Below are 18,059 nucleotides of genomic sequence, written 5' to 3'. Positions count from 1 at the left end.
CCGTTCCGTTTCCGGTCCGAATTCCGTTTCCGGCCCCCTGTTGGAGCGGGGTGTTTCGCGCCTTCCGGCGTGTCCACCACTTTAGCGGATTCCCCGGGAAGCTCATAATCGAGCTTTTCGGTCCGGATTTCGGCATGCCGAAGTCGTTCCCGATTGGGGGTCGTGCTGAGTGGTTTGCCGCCGGTGCGGCTCGAAGTGTTGCCCCGTTTCCCTGCGGGACTCCGTGACAACTCGAAGAACACTACACGACGCCCCGGCGGCCTTCAAACCCGTGCCGGGCCGCCCTGCCGGGCGTACTCTCAGAGCCATGACGAAGCATGCGCACATCGCACAGTGGTGGCCCGCCTGACCGGCGGCCGCCCCAGCGCATGCACTTCCACGGCCGCCGATCCGGCGGCCGTATCCGTATCTCCTCCCTCTCGCGGACCCGGCCGTCCGGCCCGGCGGTCCCGACACAGCGGGAGAGAGCAGACCCATGGCACACACCACGACGGCACGTCCCCGAATCTTCAGCGGGGTCAAGCCGACCGGGCATCTGACCCTCGGCAACTACCTCGGCGCCCTGCGCCGGTGGGTTGAAGAGGACCAGTACCGGGCCGACGCGCTGTTCTGCGTCGTCGATCTGCACGCGCTGACCGTGGAACACGATCCGGCGCGGGTGCGACGGCTGTCCCGGCAGACGGCCACCCTGTTCCTGGCCGCTGGTCTGGCCCCGGAGCAGTGCACCCTGTTCGTCCAGAGCCATGTGGACGAACACGCCCGGCTCTCCTATCTGATGGAGTGCACGGCCTCCGACGGCGAGATGCGGCGGATGATCCAGTACAAGGAGAAGGTCGCGCAGGAGTCGGCACGCGGTCGGAGCGTACGGCTGTCGCTGCTCACCTATCCGGCCCTGATGGCAGCCGACATCCTGGCGTACGGGACGGACGAGGTGCCGGTCGGTGACGACCAGACACAGCACGTGGAGCTGACCCGGGAGCTGGCGCGGCGGTTCAACCAGCGGTACGGGCCGGTATTCACCGTGCCGCGGGCGACGCCTCCGCCGGTCGCGGCACGGGTGATGGATCTGCAGGATCCGCTGGCGAAGATGGGGAAGTCGCACGCCGAGGGCAGGGGCATCGTCTATCTCCTGGACGAGACGGACGTCGTGCGCAAGAAGATCATGCGGGCGGTCACGGACAGCGGCAGCGATGTCCGGTACGACCGGGAGGAGCAGCCCGGGGTGGCGAATCTGCTGGATGTGCTCGCGGCGTGCACCGGGGGCAAGCCGGAGGTGCTGGCCGACGAATACACCTCGTACGGGGCGCTGAAGGGCGCGGTGGCCGAGGCGGTGGTGGAGCTGCTGCGGCCGCTCCGGGCCCGGCACGCCGAGCTGAGCGCGGACCCCTCTTATGTGGACGGGGTGCTGCGGGCCGGGGCCGAGCGCGCCAGGGCGCTGGCCCGGCCGCGCGTCGACGCCGCGTATGCGGCGGTGGGACTGCTGCCGTCGGCCTGAGACGGCGGCCTGAGCCGGGGCCTTCGGGCCCCGGCTCGGCACCGGGGCCCGGGCGGGGTCAGCCGTTGCCGGAGGCCAGCTCGCGGCTGCGGTCGCGGGCTGCCTCCAGGGCGGCGATCAGGGCGGCGCGTACGCCGTGGCTCTCCAGTTCGCGGATGGCGCTGATGGTGGTGCCCGCGGGGGAGGTCACGGCCTCGCGCAGCGAGACCGGGTGCTGGCCGCTGTCGCGCAGCATCGTCGCGGCGCCGATCGCCGCCTGGACGATCAGGTCGTGGGCCTTGTCGCGGGGCAGCCCGAGCAGGATTCCGGCGTCCGTCATGGCCTCGACGAGAAAGTAGAAGTACGCGGGACCGGAGCCGGAGAGAGCGGTCGCGGCGTCCTGCTGGCTCTCCGGGACGCGGAGCGTCTTGCCGACGCCGCCGAAGATCGCCTCGGCGTGGACGAGGTGCTCCTCCTGGGCGTGGCTGCCCGCCGAGATGACGGACATGGCCTCGTCGACGAGGGCGGGGGTGTTGGTCATGACGCGCACGACAGGCGTGCCGACGGCCAGGCGCGCCTCGAAGAAGGAGGTCGGGATGCCCGCGGCGCCGGAGATCACCAGTCGGTCGGCGGGCACGTGCGGGGCCAGCTCGTCGAGCAGCGTGCTCATGTCCTGCGGCTTGACGGTGAGGATGAGGGTGTCGGCGGCCTTGGCCGCCTCGGCGTTGGTGACGGCCTCGACGCCGTAGCGTGCCCGCAGTTCCTGGGCGCGTTCCGGACGGCGGGCGGTGACCAGCAGATCGGACGGTTTCCAGCCACCGCGGATCATTCCGCTGAGCAGGGCCTCGCCGATCTTTCCCGTGCCGAGTACGGCGACCGTCTCCGTCATAGTGCGGCTCACCTCGTGCGTTGCTGCGATGGATGGACGCCTCTCATCCTCGCACCGGGGCCGGACGACGCGGCCCACTACGGCGATCACCTGCGGGCCGAAACCTCATGAGTGACCTGCTGAAGAGCGCTTCAGGACTTCAGGCTGCGTTCAGGTTCGGTACGGCAACGTAGCGGGTGTCGGAAGGGCACGACAGAGCCCGCCGACAGAACCACACCGCGACACGAACCGGAGGAACCGCCCCCATGAAGGCCATCACCCAAGCGGATTATTCATTGTTCGATGAATAATATTTTTCACGGCCCCTCCAGACGGTCCGGCGTGACCCGATCGCCCGTGCGCGCTGGCGTCCGCCGGGGCGATCGGAACGAAGCCGTCCTGTTCGACACCTCTCCATTCACAAGTTGGTTACATATCGACTTGCAAATGGTCACGGCCTTCTGGACACAATGGAGTTGAGTGTCGATACGTACAGGAGGGAGGCGATGGTGAGGACGGTCCGGCATACCGCCCGTGGGCTGCTAGCCGTGGTATCCGTACTGCTCGCCCTCTTCATCGCCGCCGATACCGCGTCCGCGCAGGTCACCCATCCCGAAACGATCACCTCGACCGCGTCCGCGGACCCCAAGCCCATCATTAAGGCTCTCTCCGCCCATCATGACGACGGGGTGGAGGACTGCAAGGGTCTCCGAAACGGACGGGCCCCGCTGACCGCGCCCACACCGAGCGGCAAATACGGATGTGTGTGCGGATGCGACGCGGGTGTGCGGTTGCCGCGCACCGCGATCAGCGAATCCCTGACAGGCCGGCAGGCCGTGCCGGTTTCGAGATCGGGCGAGTTGCCCGTCATTCTCCAGATTTTCCGCTGCTGAGGGCTGTCGCCGTCATATGCCGACGGCTCATGACGGCTTAGTTTCGCGCACCCTCGCGCGCCACGTTTCACGCTTCCTCACGCTGTCGTGAGCAAGCGAGCTTCACCGCCAGCGACCGATTCCATCGATCCCACTGACGAAGTGCTATGCCGTGCCCCCGCCTGCCCAGAGCCGGTGACGGGGCGCACTGGAGGCAACCCTCATGCGAAACTCTCTTCTCGATCGTTTCCGCGGCGCCGGTGGCGCCGCAGGCTCTTCCCCCGGCGGCGGGACATTCCGCGCCGACTTCACCGCTTCTCTCGTCGTCTTCCTGGTGGCCGTGCCCCTGTGCGTGGGCGTGGCCGTCGCCTCCGGCGTCCCGGCCGAGCTGGGACTGATCACCGGCATCGTCGGTGGCCTGGTCACCGGGTTCCTGCCGGGCAGCAGCCTGCAGGTGTCGGGCCCCGCCGCCGGTCTGACGGTGCTGGTCTACGAGGCGGTCCAGGAGTACGGCGTCGCGGCACTGGGCGTACTCGTCCTCATCTCCGGACTGCTCCAGCTGGCCATGGGTGCCCTCGGGTTCGGCCGCTGGTTCCGGGCGATCTCGCTCGCCGTGGTGCAGGGCATGCTGGCCGGTATCGGCCTCGTACTGATCGCCGGGCAGCTCTACGCCCTCGGCGACATGAAGGCCCCGAGCAGCGGACTCGACAAGATCTTCGGGATTCCGGGGCTGATCGGCGACATCGCCGGGTCGAGCGACTCGCTCACGGCCGTCGCCATCGGCGTCGGAACCATCCTGGTCCTGGTCTTCTGGCCGCGGTTCAAGCAGGGCGTCAAGATCCTGCCCGCCCCGCTGGCCGCGGTCATGTTCGCGACGATCGTGACGGTCAGCTTCGATCTGCCGGTCGCCCGGGTCGAGGTCAAGGGTCTGCTGGAGGCCATCCAGCCCCCCGGCATCGGTGAGTTCACCCAGATGGCCGAAGTGGGCGTGATCGGAACCATTCTCGCCTTCACGCTGATCGCGTCGGCCGAAAGCCTGTTCAGTGCGGCGGCCGTGGACCGGCTGCACGACGGTCCGCGTACCGAGTACGACAAGGAACTGATGGCGCAGGGCGCCGGTAACGCGGTGTGCGGTGTGCTCGGCGCACTGCCGATGACCGCGGTGATCGTGCGCAGCTCGGCCAATGTGTTCGCCGGTGCCAAGACGAAGCTCTCGCGCATCCTGCACGGTGTGTGGCTGTTGGTCTTCGCGGTCCTCTTCCCCTCCGCGCTGAGCATCATCCCGATCGCGACGCTCGCCGGTGTGCTGGTGCACGCGGGCTGGAAGCTGATCCCGACCAAGGACCTGCTGCCGCTGTGGCGGGAGCGCCGGGGCGAGGCGATCATCCTGATCGTGACCGCCGGGGCCATCGTCACCACCGACATGTTCGAGGGCGTCATCATCGGTCTGCTGCTGTCGGTCATCAAGACCGCCTGGGAGACCTCGCACGTCCACATCGACGTCAAGGGGCTCGACAGCGCCGACGAGGACGAGACCGTCAAGGTGCGGGTGCTCGGCAACGCGACCTTCCTCCGGCTGCCCAAGCTGCTGGACTCGCTGGAGGCGCTGCCCCGTGAGCGGGTCGTGGAACTGGACCTGAGGGGTCTGCGCCATGTGGACCACGCCTGCGAGATGGCGCTGGCCACCTGGACCGACCGGCACAACGCGGTGGTGAGCCACGCGGACGCCACCGAAGAGGACACGAAAGTACCGGCGTAACACCTGACCGGTACAGCCCAGCCCCGGGCCCTCGGCGCTTCCCGCGCCGGGGGCCCGGGGCTTTTCGCGTGGTCAGCCGCAGGCGACGGCGACGAAGCCGTCGCTTCCCGTCTTCACGTACGCGTCGGAGACGTACTGCCCGGACGCGATGCAGTCCCAGATGTCCGTCGAGCCGTACGGACCGGACACCCGCTGACCGTGCGTCTGACAGCGGATCTGCACGCGGGTGTTGACCGGCAGCTTCTTGACCAGCGCGTAGTCCGTGCCGGGGCCGCTGCGGACGTTCACCTGGTAGCCGGGCGCGGTCGGATAGGTGACGGCTTGTGCGACGGTCTCCTGCGCGACGGCATCTTCAATGGCCATGTGGCCCTCCCCCGTTGAACTTCGTTCCGACGTAGTGCACATGTCGGATTAAGTGACACGACATGCGTAGGTTAACGAGTCTCGTACGAACCATCGACTAGGCTCGCCGAGTCGCTTAGCGGTCCGAATACACGGGGGTGGGGCATGCCGCCGGGGCGCGGAGCCATGACGGGGCCAGAAGCGGAAGATCCGGAGTACGTCGGGCAGTACCGGCTTGAGGCACGCCTCGGCTCGGGCGGCATGGGCGTGGTCCACCTCGCCCGCTCGGCCTCGGGCCGGCGGCTCGCGGTGAAGGTCGTACATGCCGAGCTCGCCGAAGACCCCGAGTTCAGGGCGCGGTTCCGGCAGGAGGTGGCGGCCGCGCGGCGGGTCAGCGGGGCGTTCACCGCACCCGTCGTGGACGCCGACCCGGAGGGCGTACGGCCTTGGATGGCCACCACGTACATCCCCGGCCCGACCCTTGCCGAACACGTCAAGCGGAGCGGCTCGTTGGAGCCGGACGAGGTGGTGGCGCTGGCGGCCGGGCTCGCGGAGGCGCTGCGCGACATCCATCGGGTGGGGGTCGTCCACCGCGATCTGAAGCCGAGCAATGTGCTGCTAGCGGCGGACGGCCCGAAGGTCATCGACTTCGGGATCTCCCGGCCGTCCGACAGCGAACTGCGCACCGAGACAGGCAAGTTGATCGGCACGCCGCCGTTCATGGCGCCCGAGCAGTTCCAGCGGCCGCGGGCGGTGGGTCCGGCGGCGGATGTGTTCGCGCTGGGGTCGCTGCTGGTGCACGCGGCGACGGGGCGGGGGCCGTTCGAGTCCGAGAGCCCGTACATCGTGGCGTACCAGGTGGTGCACGACGAGGCGGATCTGGCGGGGGTGCCGGGCGAACTGCTGCCGCTGGTCCAGCGCTGTCTGGCCAAGAACCCGGCGGAACGGCCCACCCCGGATGCGCTGATGACCGTGCTGCGGGCGGTCCGCGGACCCCAGCCGCCGGTGGCGGTGGGGCCCGCCCCCGTGGTTCTCCCGGCGCAGCGGGCGGTGGGGCCTCCGGCGTCGGAGCCGAAGGCGGCGGATGAGCCCGAGGCGGTGTCCGAGCCCGAAGTGGCGAAGGCGGACGTGCCGTCGGCGCGGCGGGGTGTGCGGCGGTGGGTTCCGGCGGCGCTCGCCGCGCTCGTCCTGCTGGGTGCGGGCACGGTCGTGGGCTTGCGTCAGCTGAACGAGCGGGAGTCCACGGCGGAGCGGAACCCGCAGAACAGCGCCGCGACCGCGACCGCGTGGCGGCCGTGGGAGCGGGAGTTGCGCGGCGGCGCGGCCGGGGCGACGGGCAAGGGCGCGCGGCCCGCGTCCTGTTCGTACGGGGACGGCGCGCTGTACTGCGCGGCGCGCGGCGTCCAGGCCGCCCGGATCGACCCCGACGACGGCCGGGTGGTGTGGTCGCGCCCTGCCACTACGAGCCGCCCCGGCGAGAGCACCCCCGTCGCCCCGGTCCCCGCGGGCGGTCTGGTGCGGGTGATGTCGCCGGACGGGACCCGGCTGGAGGCGCTGGACCCCGGTACGCACCGGGTCCGCTGGAGCCGCGAGGTGTCCGCGTACGGCGGCCGGGTCTACTCGGCGGGCGGCACGGTGCTGCTGGTCGCGGCGGACGGCACCGTCACGGCGGTGAACGGGGCGACGAACCGGGAGCGTTGGAGCCATCCGCTGTCCGGGCACGCGGAGCCGAGCTTCTTCAGTTACGGCGACGGCCGCACCGCGTACGCCCTCACCACCGCCCCGGACGGCCGGCACACCCTGGTCACGGCGATCGACACGGTGCGCGGTACGACGCGCTGGCATCGCTCGCTCTCCGGCACCCTCACCCCCGCCGGGCCGGGCCCGGGCGGTGTCCTGTACCTGACGGAGGCAGACGGCCAGTCCCGTACCGTCGCCGTCGTCGGCTACGACCCGGCGCGACGGGCGGAGCGGCGGTCCGAGCTGACCGCGCCGGTGTCCCTGAGCAGCGCCGTCGCCCGGGACGACCGGGTGTATCTGCTGGGCGAGGACGGCGGGTTAGTGGCCGTCGACACCGCGCGCGGGGCGCAGCGGTGGCGGATGGAGACCTCGGTGGCCAACGCCTCGGCGCTGGTGGCCTCGGGCGAGCGGCTGTACTTCTCGTCGGCGGACGGCCGTCTGCTGGCGGTGGACACGGGGCGCGCCCGCCTGCTCGGCCAGACCCGCCCCCGCGCGGACCGCCCCGGCGGCCAGGGCTTCCTGGCCCTGATGCCCGCGCCCGTGGCGGCGGCGGGCAAGGTCTTCGCGACGGCCCCGGACGGCACGGTGTTCGGCGTGGCCGCCCGGGATCCGGCGCGCTGGTGAACTATCCCAGCCGGGTGACGTCCCGCACGGCGCCCTTGTCGGCGCTGAGGGCCATGGCCGCGTAGGCGCGCAGGGCGGTGGAGACCTTGCGCTCGCGGTTCTTCGGGGCGTAGACGCCGCCGAGGGCCTCGCGGCGGGCGGCCAGCTTCTCCTCGGGCACGAGGAGTTCCATCGTGCGGGCCGGGATGTCGATGCGGATCCGGTCGCCGTCCTCGACCAGGGCGATGGTGCCGCCGGAGGCCGCCTCGGGGGACGCGTGGCCGATGGACAGGCCCGAGGTGCCGCCGGAGAAGCGGCCGTCGGTGATCAGCGCGCACGCCTTGCCCAGGCCCCGGCCCTTGAGGAAGGAGGTGGGGTAGAGCATTTCCTGCATGCCGGGGCCGCCCTTGGGGCCCTCGTAGCGGATGACGACGACGTCGCCCTCCTTGACCTGCTTGTTCAGGATCCGCTCGACGGCTTCCTCCTGCGACTCGCAGACGACGGCCGGGCCTTCGAAGGTCCAGATCGACTCGTCGACGCCCGCGGTCTTCACGACGCAGCCGTCCTCGGCGAGGTTGCCGTAGAGAACGGCCAGGCCGCCCTCGGTGGAGTAGGCGTGCGCGAGGTCGCGGATGCAGCCGCCCGCGGCGTCCGTGTCGAGGGTGTCCCAGCGCTCGGACTGCGAGAAGGCGGTCGCGGAGCGGACGCAGCCGGGGGCGGCGTGGAACATCTCGACGGCCTCGGCGGACGGCGAACCGCCGCGGATGTCCCACTGCTTGAGCCAGTCGGCGAGCGAGTCGGAGTGCACGGAGTGCACGTCCTCGTTGAGGAGGCCCCCGCGGTACAGCTCGCCGAGGATGGCGGGGATGCCGCCGGCCCGGTGGACGTCCTCCATGTAGTAGACACCGCCGGGGGCGATGTTGGGCGCGACCTTGGACAGGCAGGGCAGCCGGCGGGAGATCTCGTCGATGGCCTGCATGCCGAAGTCGAGACCGGCCTCCTGGGCGGCGGCCAGCAGGTGGAGGATCGTGTTGGTCGAGCCGCCCATGGCGATGTCGAGGGCCATGGCGTTCTCGAAGGCGGCGCGGGAGCCGATGGCGCGCGGCAGGACGGTCTGGTCGTCCTGCTCGTAGTGGCGCTTGGTGATCTCCACGACCGTGCGCCCGGCCGTCTCGTACAGCTCCTTGCGGGCGGTGTGGGTGGCCAGCACCGAGCCGTTGCCCGGCAGGGCGAGGCCCATCGCCTCGGTGAGGCAGTTCATCGAGTTCGCGGTGAACATGCCGGAGCAGGAGCCGCAGGTCGGACAGGCGTTGTCCTCGATGAGGGCGATGTCCTCGTCGGAGACGCTGTCGTTGACGGCCTCGGAGATCGCGGTGATCAGGTCGAGTTTGCGGACCGTGCCGTCGACCAGGGTCGCGCGGCCGGACTCCATGGGGCCGCCGGAGACGAAGACGGTCGGGATGTTGAGCCGCATCGCGGCCATCAGCATCCCGGGCGTGATCTTGTCGCAGTTGGAGATGCAGATCAGCGCGTCCGCGCAGTGCGCCTCGACCATGTACTCGACGGAGTCGGCGATCAGGTCGCGGGACGGGAGGCTGTAGAGCATCCCGCCGTGACCCATCGCGATGCCGTCGTCGACGGCGATGGTGTTGAACTCGCGCGGGATGCCACCCGCCGCGTGGATCGCCTCGCTGACGATCCGGCCGACCGGCTGGAGGTGGGTGTGCCCGGGCACGAACTCGGTGAAGCTGTTGGCCACGGCGACGATCGGCTTGCCGAAGTCCTCGCGCGCTACGCCGGAAGCCTGCATAAGGGCGCGGGCGCCCGCCATGTTGCGGCCGTGGGTGACGGTGCGGGACCTCAGCTCGGGCACGGTACTCGGCTCCCTCGTAAGTGCGTCCTGCGAAGCGGACGTGCGGATCGGTTCGGAGTCTTCCGACTCTACGCCTGTGGGGCGCGAATCCCGATGCGGTGTCCGGATCCAGAGACGGGCGGCTCACAGTACGGAATCACGGGTCACTTCTCGGTGAGATACCGCTGGAGCGTCGGGCCCACCATGGCGATGATCTCGTCCACGGTCGCCGAGGCCACCGGCTCCATCTTGATCACGTACCGCAGCATCGCGATCCCGATGATCTGGGCGGCCGCGAGCTGGGCCCGGAACTTCGGGTCCGGCACGTCCAGATCGCGCGCCATCCGCATCAGCAGCCGCCGCTCGATCATCCCGCGCAGTACGGCGGCGGCGGCCTCGTTGGTGAGCGCGGAGCGCATCACCGCCAGCAGCGGCAGCCGGGAGACCGGGTTCTCCCAGGTGGCGAAGAAGTAGCGGGCCATCCGCTCGCCCGCGCCCTCCCGGCTCCCGGTGTGCACCGCGTCCGGGGCGCCCATGGCGGGCGCGAGGATCAGCTCGATCGCCGCGCCGAAGACCTGCTCCTTGGTGCCGAAGTAGTGGTGGACCAGCGCCGGGTCCACCTCGGCGGCCTTGGCGATGCCGCGGATCGACGCCTTGTCGTAGCCGCGCTCGGCGAACTCGTTGCGCGCCGCGGCCAGGATCCGGTCGCGGGCCCCGGGCCCGTCGGCCACGCTGCCGCGGGCCGGGCGGCCGCGGCCGCGGCGGGGCCCGGCGGCGGGCGGCGGGGGTGTGGCGGGGGTCACTTCCGGCGCACCGCCCTGCCCGCCCGGGAGGCCGGGGTCGGGGAGGCCAGATGGAGCCGGGTGAAGGCCAGCGCCTCCGCGAGATCGGCCTCGCGCTCGGCCTGGGACATGGCCCGGCGGGTGTTCACCTCGACCACCACATGGCCGTCGAAGCCGGTCCTGGCGAGACGTTCCAGCAGTTCCGCGCAGGGCTGGGCGCCGCGCCCCGGCACCAGGTGCTCGTCCTTGTTGGAGCCCTGGCCGTCGGCGAGATGGAGATGGGCGAGCCGGTCGCCCATCCGGTCCACCATGTCCAGGGCGTCCGTCCGGGAGGTCGCGGTGTGCGAGAGGTCGATCGTGAAGTGCCGGTAGTCGTCCTTGGTGACGTCCCAGTCCGGCGCGTACGCGAGCATCTCCCGGTCGCGGTAGCGCCACGGGAACATGTTCTCCACCGCGAATCTCACGTCGGTCTCGTCCGCCATCCGCCAGATTCCGCGTACGAACTCGCGGGAGTACGAGCGCTGCCATCGGAACGGCGGGTGGACGACGACGGTGGACGCGCCCAGCCGCTCGGCCGCCGACTTGGCCCGCTGCAGCTTGACCCACGGGTCGGTGGACCACACCCGCTGAGTGATCAGCAGACATGGCGCGTGCACGGCAAGGATCGGCACCCCGTGATACTCGGAGAGGCGGCGCAGCGACTCGATGTCCTGGCTGACCGGATCGGTCCACACCATGACCTCGACACCGTCGTAGCCCAGCCGCGCGGCGATCTCGAAGGCCGTCGCCGTCGACTCCGGATAGACCGAGGCGGTGGACAGGGCGACCTTCGCATCCGGGATGCGCACCACTGGCTCTGTCACGAGGGACAGCGTACGGCCGCTGCTCTGTGCGACTAAACCGCGACTGCCGATCACGTCATGCGGGCGTCATGTGGGCAGGTGGTCGAGGCGGCGCAGAATGACCCCCTCGCGCAGCGCCCACGGGCAGATCTCCAGCACATCGACGCCGAACAGATCCATGGCGGCCTCGGCCACCAGCGCCCCGGCCAGCAGCTGCGGGGCCCGCCCCTCGGACACCCCGGGCAGCCCGGCGCGCTCCTCTGTGGGCATGGCGGCCAGCCGGGGCACCCACTCCTCCAGCGCCTTGGCGGTCAGCCTGCGCTCCACGTAGGGCCCCTCGGCGGAGCGCGCCGCACCCGCGATCCTGGCCAGCTGCTTGAAGGTCTTGGAGGTGGCGACCACCTGGTCCGGCATGCTGTGGCGGCTGAAGTCGCCGACGACGCGGGCGATCTCGGTGCGCACATGCCGTCGCAGGGCGCGGACGTCCGCCGGGTCGGGCAGGTCGCCGGGCAGCCAGGCGGCGGTCAGCCGGCCCGCGCCCAGCGGCAGCGAGACGGCCGCGTCGGGCTCCTCGTCGAGTCCGTACGCGATCTCCAGCGAGCCGCCGCCGATGTCCAGGAGCAGCAGCCGCCCCGACGACCAGCCGCACCAGCGGCGGGCGGCCAGGAAGGTGAGCCGGGCCTCGTCCTCGCCGCTGAGGACGCGCAGCCGTACGCCGGTCTCCTCGGCGACCCGGGCGAGGACGCCGTCGGCGTTGGCGGCCTCCCGGACCGCGGAGGTCGCGAACGGCAGCACCTCCTCGACGCCCTTGTCCTCGGCCGCCTCCAGCGCCTCCTTGACCACCGCGATCAGCCGGTCGACGCCTTCGGTGCCGATGGCTCCGTCGCCGTCGAGGAGTTCGGCCAGCCGCAGTTCCGCCTTATGGGAGTGGGCGGGCAGCGGGCGGGCGCCCTGGTGTGCGTCCACCACCAGCAGATGGACCGTATTCGAACCCACGTCGAGGACACCGAGTCTCATGGCCAGAACGCTACTGTGCGCCTGGCGTGGCCATGCACGGGATCCCTCCCGCAGCCGTGCGGATCCCCGTTCCCTGTGCTTCCACGGTGGGGGCATACCCTTGCACCGTGGCAAAGACGAAAAAGGCGAAGCAGGACAAAGGCCGAAAGGCTGCCCCGGAGCCGGAGCAGGGCCCGCGGGCCGAGGAGTCCATCCCGTCCCCGGCGGCCCCGCCCGCGGACGAGATCGGCCTGGACTTCGCCCGCGCCTGGGCCGAATTCCCCGACCCCGCCGACGAGGAGCAGGTCTTCCGCTGCGACCTGACCTGGCTCACCTCGCGCTGGAGCTGCATTTTCGGCCAGGGCTGCCAGGGCATCGAGGCCGGGCGCGCGAGCGACGGCTGCTGCACCCTGGGCGCGCACTTCTCCGACGAGGAGGACGAGCAGCGGGTCGCCCGCCATATGGCCCGGCTGACCCCGGAGGTCTGGCAGTTCCACGACGAGGGACACGCGCGGGGCTGGGTGCAGGAGGACGAGGACGGCGACCGTCAGACGCGCCGCCACAAGGGCTCGTGCATCTTCCAGAACCGCCCCGGCTTCGCGGGCGGCGCGGGCTGTGCGCTGCACATCCTGGCGCTCCGGGAGGGGCGCGAGCCGCTGGAGACCAAGCCGGACGTCTGCTGGCAGCTGCCGGTGCGGCGGTCGTACGAGTGGATCGACCGCCCGGACGACACGCAGGTGCTGCAGATCACGATCGGCGAATACGACCGCCGGGGGTGGGGCCCGGGCGGGCACGACCTGCACTGGTGGTGCACGTCGGCGGTGTCCGCGCACGGTGCCGGGGATCCGGTGTACGTGTCGTACCGGCCGGAGCTGACGGAGCTGATGGGTAAGGCGGGGTACGAGCGGCTGGTGGAGCTGTGCGAGGCGCGGATGGCGGCCTCGTTGCCGCTGGTGGCTCCGCATCCGGCGGACCCGGCGGGCTGACCGTAGCCAGGGGGCTGCGCGCCCCCTGAACCCCCGCCTTCCGGGGCTCCGCCCCGGGGGCTGTGCCCCGGATGGTGCCCCTCGGGGCTTCGTCGGCGGGTGCGGCCCGGTGGTGGGGTTGTGCCCACCCGTCCCTCCCCCAGCTACCGCTGGGAGGTGCCCCCTCGCGGGACGATTGCCCACAACCTGCCTTATTCCTTGGGGGATGGGGGGTCTGAGGGGGGTGGGGTGGTTGCGGGGTGGGTGGGGTCGGGGGAGGGGGCGGTGGGGGTCGGGGTTGGTGCGGGCGTCGTACCGCGGCCCTCGATCACGACCATCGCACCCGACGGCGCGACCATCACCCGTGCCCGCCAGTGGCCCGGCGGCTCGCGGTCGCGGTCGACGGACACCGTGATCGTCGCCGTCTCGCCGGGGCGCAGTTCACCGGCGGTGCGGCTCAGCTGGAGCCAGGGCGCGCCGCCCGACGCCGAGGCCGACCAGCGGACCGGGGCGCCGCCCGAGGCGGCCAGGGTGATGACCGTCACCTCGCCGCTCGGCTGGGCCTCCACGGTGAGGCGGCCGGGGCCCGGGGCGGGGCGGGGTGGGGCAGGCCCGTCGGTGGGGCGGGCCGCGCCGCGGGAGCGGGCGGTGCTCTTGCCGGGCCGCTGCCGGTCGCCGTCCGCGCCGATGACCTCCACCGTCACCTCGGCCCGGTTGCGGAGCGGGGCCGCGCCGGAACGGTCCTGCGCGCTGCCCGCCCGCTCGTAGGCACGCCCGGCGGACCGGTCCCGCTCACCGGCGGGGGCCTTGTGCGCGCCGTCCGTGCCGTCCGCGTTGGCGGCGGCCACCGAGTCCGTGTCGTGCTCGTCACCGGCGAGCGGCGCACCCCGGTAGGCGGCCCACAGGGCGAGCACCGGGGCGGCCACCACCGCGGCGACCACGGTCGTGGTCAGGGCGCGGCTGCGCAGCCTGCTGCGGCGGGCGGCCCGGTCCTGGGGGTCCAGCGGGAAGCCGCGCCGGTCGAAGCGCGGACCGCCCGCGGCGCGCACGGGGCGGCCGCTCAGGGCGCACAGCATCGCTGCGTGCACGGCGGAACGGGGCGCCTCCAGCACCGGCAGCGCGGCGGGGGCGGCGGCCGTACCGGGCCAGGGGCCGTCCGCCGTGGCCCGCTCCGCCATCCGGCGGCATTCGCGGCAGTCGTCGACATGGCGCACCAGCTCACGGCGGAGCGCGGCGGAGAGCAGCACCTGGGTGTCGCCCGCGAGCCGGGCGACGACGGGGCAGTGGCCCAGTTCCACGACGGCGAGCGCGGCGCGGGTCCGCTCCACCTCGCAGGCGGCGCTGGAGAGCAGCGCGCGGGTCTCGTCGGGCTCCTTGCCGAGCGCGGCGGCGACCTCGGCGGGGGTGAGCTGGTGGCGGACGTGGAGTTCGAGCGCCTCGCGCTGGGCGGCGGTGGTCCCGGCGGCCTCCGGCCAGGCGAGCGCGGCGAGTTCGCGGCGGCGGCGGTCGGCGACGGGCTCGGGCAGCGCGGTGTCCGGACCGCTCCGCCCGCCCCTCGGCACCCGCTGCTCCCGCAGCTCGGCGAGCGTGCGCAGACAGGCCCAGCGGGCGACCGCGTAGAGCCACGGCCTGCTCGGCTCCTCCTCGGCCTCGGCGCGCCCGCGCCCCCGGCCGAGCCGCCGCTCGGCGACGGCCAGCACATCGCCGAGCGTGACGGCCGCGGCGTCGTGCTCGCAGAGGACCGACAGGCAATAGGTGAACAGACCGTCCAGATACGGCTCGTAGCGCGCGGGAGGCCGCTGGGGACGCGTGGTGGCGACGCGGGGCGCGCGGCGCTGCGCCCGGTGTGCGCCGGTGGCGTGTGTCGAGTGCTCGGACCTGCTGCTCATCACCCGGCGACCGTAGGCGGATGATGCAGACTCGCTCGCCTTACTTCGGCAGTTTTAACCCTTACGGGTGACCATCTCCCTCATAAGGGGACAGGTGTCCCCCTCCCGTGTCGCCGAACTGCTATGAGCCCACAAGCGGCTCGGGCGGCCTGGGCGTCCCGCTGTCGGTGGCCGACGCTAGCGTGGTGCCATGGCTGCCCGTAGCTCCTCCCGTTCATCCGCCAAGGACCGGCCCTCCTACCGCTGCACCGAGTGCGGCTGGACCACGGCCAAGTGGCTCGGCCGCTGTCCGGAGTGCCAGGCGTGGGGCACGGTCGAGGAGTACGGCGCGCCCGCCGTGCGGACCACCGCGCCCGGCCGGGTCACCTCGGCCGCCCTGCCCATCGGCCAGGTCGACGGCCGCACGGCCACCGCCCGCTCCACCGGGGTGGACGAGCTGGACCGGGTGCTCGGCGGCGGTCTGGTGCCCGGCGCCGTGGTGCTGCTGGCCGGGGAACCGGGGGTCGGCAAGTCCACGCTGCTGCTGGACGTCGCGGCCAAGGCGGCCAGCGACGACCACCGCACGCTGTATGTGACAGCGGAGGAGTCGGCGAGTCAGGTCCGGCTGCGCGCCGACCGGATCGGGGCGCTGAGCGAGCATCTCTACCTCGCGGCCGAGACCGATCTGTCCGCCGTGCTCGGCCATCTCGACTCGGTCAAGCCGTCGCTGCTGATCCTGGACTCCGTCCAGACCGTCGCCTCGCCCGAGCTGGACGGCGCGCCCGGCGGCATGGCCCAGGTGCGCGAGGTGGCCGGGGCGCTGATCCGGGCGTCCAAGGAGCGCGGCATGTCCACGCTGCTGGTCGGCCATGTGACCAAGGACGGGGCCATCGCGGGCCCCCGGCTGCTGGAGCACCTGGTCGACGTGGTGCTGCACTTCGAGGGCGACCGGCACGCCCGGCTGCGGCTGGTCCGCGGCGTCAAGAACCGTTACGGGGCGACGGACGAGGTGGGCTGCTTCGAGCTGCACGACGAGGGCATCACCGGTCTCGCCGACCCCTCGGGCCTGTTCCTCACCCGGCGCGCCGAGCCGGTGCCCGGCACCTGTCTGACCGTCACCCTGGAGGGCCGCAGGCCGCTGGTGGCCGAGGTGCAGGCGCTGACCGTCGACTCGCAGATCCCCTCCCCCCGCCGCACCACCTCCGGTCTGGAGACCTCCCGGGTCTCGATGATGCTGGCCGTCCTGGAGCAGCGCGGCCGGATCAGCGCGCTCGGCAAGCGCGACATCTACAGCGCCACCGTGGGCGGTGTGAAGCTGTCGGAGCCCGCGGCGGACCTCGCGGTGGCGCTCGCGCTGGCGAGCGCCGCGAGCGACACCCCGCTGCCGAAGAACCTGGTGGCGATCGGCGAAGTGGGGCTCGCGGGCGAGGTCCGGCGGGTCACCGGGGTGCAGCGGCGGCTGTCCGAGGCCGCCCGGCTGGGCTTCACCCACGCCCTGGTGCCCTCCGACCCGGGCCGGATCCCCGACGGCATGCGGGTGCTGGAGGTTGCGGACATAGGGGACGCACTGCGCGTTCTGCCCCGGCGCGAGCGCAAGGACCGAACCCGCGCGGACGCCCCCGAGCAGGGGTGATTCAGGGGGCGAACGCGGTGGTGAGCGGGGCGATCCGGACCATGGGAGAAGCCGCGCTCCGGTGCCCGCCCAGGGGCGTACGCCGGGAGACCCCACAGGAGCCCGGGGACCGCCGGTAGACTTTGCCCTGGTCTCGCCCCTACGTGGCCTCGTACACCGGCGCGGAGGGGCGACTCGCGGCACCGATTCAGACCTTGTGACGGAGGAGTGCAGTGGCAGCAGGCGACCGGGCGACGACTCCCGGCAAAGCCGACAGTCTGATGCGTGCCACTCTGAGCGCCGTCGCGCCGGGCACGGCGCTGCGCGACGGCCTTGAGCGCATCCTCCGTGGAAACACGGGCGGGCTCATTGTGCTCGGCACCGACAAGACCGTGGAGTCGCTGTGTACCGGCGGCTTCGTCATCGACGTCGAGTTCACCGCCACCCGGCTGCGCGAACTGTGCAAGCTGGACGGGGCGCTGGTGCTCGACAAGGACATCAGCAAGATCGTGCGGGCGGGGGTGCAGCTCGTCCCGGACGCGGCGATCGCCACCGAGGAGACCGGCACCCGGCACCGCACCGCACAGCGCGTCTCCATCCAGACCGGGTTCCCGGTCGTGTCCGTCAGCCAGTCCATGCGGCTGATCGCGCTGTACGTGGGCGGGCAGCGGCGGGTCCTGGAGGATTCGGCGGCCATCCTGTCCCGCGCCAACCAGGCGCTGGCCACGCTGGAGCGGTACAAGCTGCGGCTGGACGAGGTCGCGGGCACGCTCTCCGCGCTGGAGATCGAGGACCTGGTCACCGTCCGGGACGTCAGCGCGGTCGCGCAGCGGCTGGAGATGGTGCGGCGCATCGCCACCGAGATCGCCGAGTACGTGGTGGAGCTGGGCACGGACGGACGGCTGCTGTCGCTCCAGCTGGACGAGCTGATCGCGGGCGTGGAGCCGGAGCGGGAGCTGGTCGTACGGGACTATGTGCCCGAGCCGACCGCCAAGCGCACCCGCACCGTCGCCGACGCGCTCGCCGAGCTGGACCGGCTCACCCACACCGAGCTGCTCGAACTTCCCATCGTGGCCCGCGCCCTGGGGTACACGGGCTCCCCCGAGACCCTGGACTCGGCGGTCTCCCCGCGCGGGTTCCGGCTGCTGGCCAAGGTGCCGAGGCTGCCGGGGGCGATCATCGAGCGGCTGGTGGAGCACTTCGGCGGGCTGCAGAAGCTGCTGGCCGCGAGTGTGGACGATCTGCAGATGGTCGACGGCGTGGGCGAGGCCCGGGCCCGCTCGGTCCGCGAGGGCCTGTCGCGGCTGGCGGAGTCGTCCATTCTGGAGCGGTACGTCTAGCGAATCCCGAGGTACGTCCTACGACACGGCGGAGGGGGGGGGGGGGGGGGGAGCAGGCTGGGTCCTTCCCCAGTGGGGGTGGGTGTGGGACTGGGCGGGGACTTGGGGGGGGGGAAAAAACAAGTATGTATACTGCGAGGGCGC

Annotated in this window: 14 protein-coding genes; 7 read left to right on the top strand and 7 right to left on the bottom strand. The window is 72.0% G+C overall.

What is annotated here, in order from left to right:
- Positions 1–475: 475 nt before the first annotated feature.
- A complete protein-coding gene (gene trpS, locus ACZ59A_RS42280; protein ID WP_470970478.1) occupies positions 476–1,495 on the top strand; it encodes a tryptophan--tRNA ligase in 1,020 nt (339 codons plus the stop codon).
- Positions 1,496–1,553: 58 nt separating this feature from the next.
- On the opposite strand, the gene proC is transcribed toward trpS, so the two are convergent.
- The gene (gene proC / locus ACZ59A_RS42275; RefSeq protein ID WP_470970476.1) at positions 1,554–2,363 is read right to left on the bottom strand and encodes a pyrroline-5-carboxylate reductase; all 810 of its coding nucleotides are present in this window, start codon (positions 2,361–2,363) and stop codon (positions 1,554–1,556) included.
- Positions 2,364–2,848: 485 nt separating this feature from the next.
- Here proC and ACZ59A_RS42270 point away from each other — a divergent pair, with 485 nt between their 5' ends.
- Positions 2,849–3,235, top strand: a complete 387-nt coding sequence (locus ACZ59A_RS42270; protein ID WP_470970473.1) for a hypothetical protein — start codon at positions 2,849–2,851, stop codon at positions 3,233–3,235.
- Between the two features lie 202 nt (positions 3,236–3,437).
- The gene (locus ACZ59A_RS42265; protein WP_470970471.1) at positions 3,438–4,973 is read left to right on the top strand and encodes a SulP family inorganic anion transporter; all 1,536 of its coding nucleotides are present in this window, start codon (positions 3,438–3,440) and stop codon (positions 4,971–4,973) included.
- 72 nt (positions 4,974–5,045) lie between these two features.
- Here the strand turns inward: ACZ59A_RS42265 and ACZ59A_RS42260 are convergent, their stop codons facing one another.
- On the bottom strand, positions 5,046–5,336 hold the full coding sequence (locus ACZ59A_RS42260) for an SH3 domain-containing protein (protein ID WP_468054650.1): 291 nt from the start codon (positions 5,334–5,336) through the stop codon (positions 5,046–5,048).
- Positions 5,337–5,480: 144 nt separating this feature from the next.
- Here ACZ59A_RS42260 and ACZ59A_RS42255 point away from each other — a divergent pair, with 144 nt between their 5' ends.
- Entirely contained in the window at positions 5,481–7,679 is a 2,199-nt protein-coding gene (locus ACZ59A_RS42255; RefSeq protein WP_470970469.1) for a protein kinase domain-containing protein, read from the top strand.
- A gap of 1 nt (position 7,680) precedes the next feature.
- Here ACZ59A_RS42255 and ilvD read toward each other — a convergent pair whose 3' ends face one another.
- The 4 genes from ilvD to ACZ59A_RS42235 all read right to left on the bottom strand — a co-directional run bounded on the left by ilvD (position 7,681) and on the right by ACZ59A_RS42235 (position 12,151).
- On the bottom strand, positions 7,681–9,531 hold the full coding sequence (gene ilvD / locus ACZ59A_RS42250) for a dihydroxy-acid dehydratase (RefSeq protein ID WP_470970466.1): 1,851 nt from the start codon (positions 9,529–9,531) through the stop codon (positions 7,681–7,683).
- 143 nt (positions 9,532–9,674) lie between these two features.
- Positions 9,675–10,313: a TetR/AcrR family transcriptional regulator gene (locus tag ACZ59A_RS42245; RefSeq protein WP_470970464.1), complete on the bottom strand. Its 639-nt coding sequence runs from the start codon at positions 10,311–10,313 to the stop codon at positions 9,675–9,677.
- Entirely contained in the window at positions 10,310–11,155 is an 846-nt protein-coding gene (locus ACZ59A_RS42240) for a sugar phosphate isomerase/epimerase family protein (protein WP_468054642.1), read from the bottom strand. The genes ACZ59A_RS42245 and ACZ59A_RS42240 overlap by 4 nt, the downstream gene beginning before the upstream one ends.
- Before the next feature lie 66 nt (positions 11,156–11,221).
- Complete coding sequence (locus ACZ59A_RS42235) at positions 11,222–12,151, bottom strand: Ppx/GppA family phosphatase (protein WP_470970461.1); 930 nt, start codon at positions 12,149–12,151, stop codon at positions 11,222–11,224.
- 107 nt (positions 12,152–12,258) lie between these two features.
- Between ACZ59A_RS42235 and ACZ59A_RS42230 the strand changes: the two genes are divergently transcribed.
- Positions 12,259–13,116 carry a DUF3109 family protein gene (locus tag ACZ59A_RS42230; protein ID WP_468054638.1) on the top strand — a complete coding sequence of 286 codons (858 nt, stop codon included), beginning with the start codon at positions 12,259–12,261 and terminating at the stop codon, positions 13,114–13,116.
- Between the two features lie 191 nt (positions 13,117–13,307).
- On the opposite strand, the gene ACZ59A_RS42225 is transcribed toward ACZ59A_RS42230, so the two are convergent.
- Positions 13,308–14,984: a BACON domain-containing protein gene (locus ACZ59A_RS42225; protein WP_470970459.1), complete on the bottom strand. Its 1,677-nt coding sequence runs from the start codon at positions 14,982–14,984 to the stop codon at positions 13,308–13,310.
- A gap of 190 nt (positions 14,985–15,174) precedes the next feature.
- Between ACZ59A_RS42225 and radA the strand changes: the two genes are divergently transcribed.
- Positions 15,175–16,596, top strand: a complete 1,422-nt coding sequence (radA, locus tag ACZ59A_RS42220; protein ID WP_470970457.1) for a DNA repair protein RadA — start codon at positions 15,175–15,177, stop codon at positions 16,594–16,596.
- Positions 16,597–16,856: 260 nt separating this feature from the next.
- The gene (gene disA, locus ACZ59A_RS42215; RefSeq protein WP_468054669.1) at positions 16,857–17,915 is read left to right on the top strand and encodes a DNA integrity scanning diadenylate cyclase DisA; all 1,059 of its coding nucleotides are present in this window, start codon (positions 16,857–16,859) and stop codon (positions 17,913–17,915) included.
- Positions 17,916–18,059: the final 144 nt, after the last annotated feature.

The organism is Streptomyces sp. NPDC040405 (assembly GCF_055595765.1).
The sequence above is the reverse complement of the archived record's forward strand: the minus strand, read 5'-3'. Positions and strand labels throughout refer to the sequence as shown.

What these genes read in the sequence shown, in the direction of transcription:
- trpS (WP_470970478.1), top strand. Translation starts at nt 476, where the DNA reads ATGGCACACACCACGACGGCACGTCCCCGAATCTTCAGCGGGGTCAAG.
- proC (WP_470970476.1), bottom strand. Translation starts at nt 2,363, where the DNA reads ATGACGGAGACGGTCGCCGTACTCGGCACGGGAAAGATCGGCGAGGCC.
- ACZ59A_RS42270 (WP_470970473.1), top strand. Translation starts at nt 2,849, where the DNA reads ATGGTGAGGACGGTCCGGCATACCGCCCGTGGGCTGCTAGCCGTGGTA.
- ACZ59A_RS42265 (WP_470970471.1), top strand. Translation starts at nt 3,438, where the DNA reads ATGCGAAACTCTCTTCTCGATCGTTTCCGCGGCGCCGGTGGCGCCGCA.
- ACZ59A_RS42260 (WP_468054650.1), bottom strand. Translation starts at nt 5,336, where the DNA reads ATGGCCATTGAAGATGCCGTCGCGCAGGAGACCGTCGCACAAGCCGTC.
- ACZ59A_RS42255 (WP_470970469.1), top strand. Translation starts at nt 5,481, where the DNA reads ATGCCGCCGGGGCGCGGAGCCATGACGGGGCCAGAAGCGGAAGATCCG.
- ACZ59A_RS42235 (WP_470970461.1), bottom strand. Translation starts at nt 12,151, where the DNA reads ATGAGACTCGGTGTCCTCGACGTGGGTTCGAATACGGTCCATCTGCTG.
- ACZ59A_RS42225 (WP_470970459.1), bottom strand. Translation starts at nt 14,984, where the DNA reads ATGAGCAGCAGGTCCGAGCACTCGACACACGCCACCGGCGCACACCGG.
- radA (WP_470970457.1), top strand. Translation starts at nt 15,175, where the DNA reads ATGGCTGCCCGTAGCTCCTCCCGTTCATCCGCCAAGGACCGGCCCTCC.
- disA (WP_468054669.1), top strand. Translation starts at nt 16,857, where the DNA reads ATGCGTGCCACTCTGAGCGCCGTCGCGCCGGGCACGGCGCTGCGCGAC.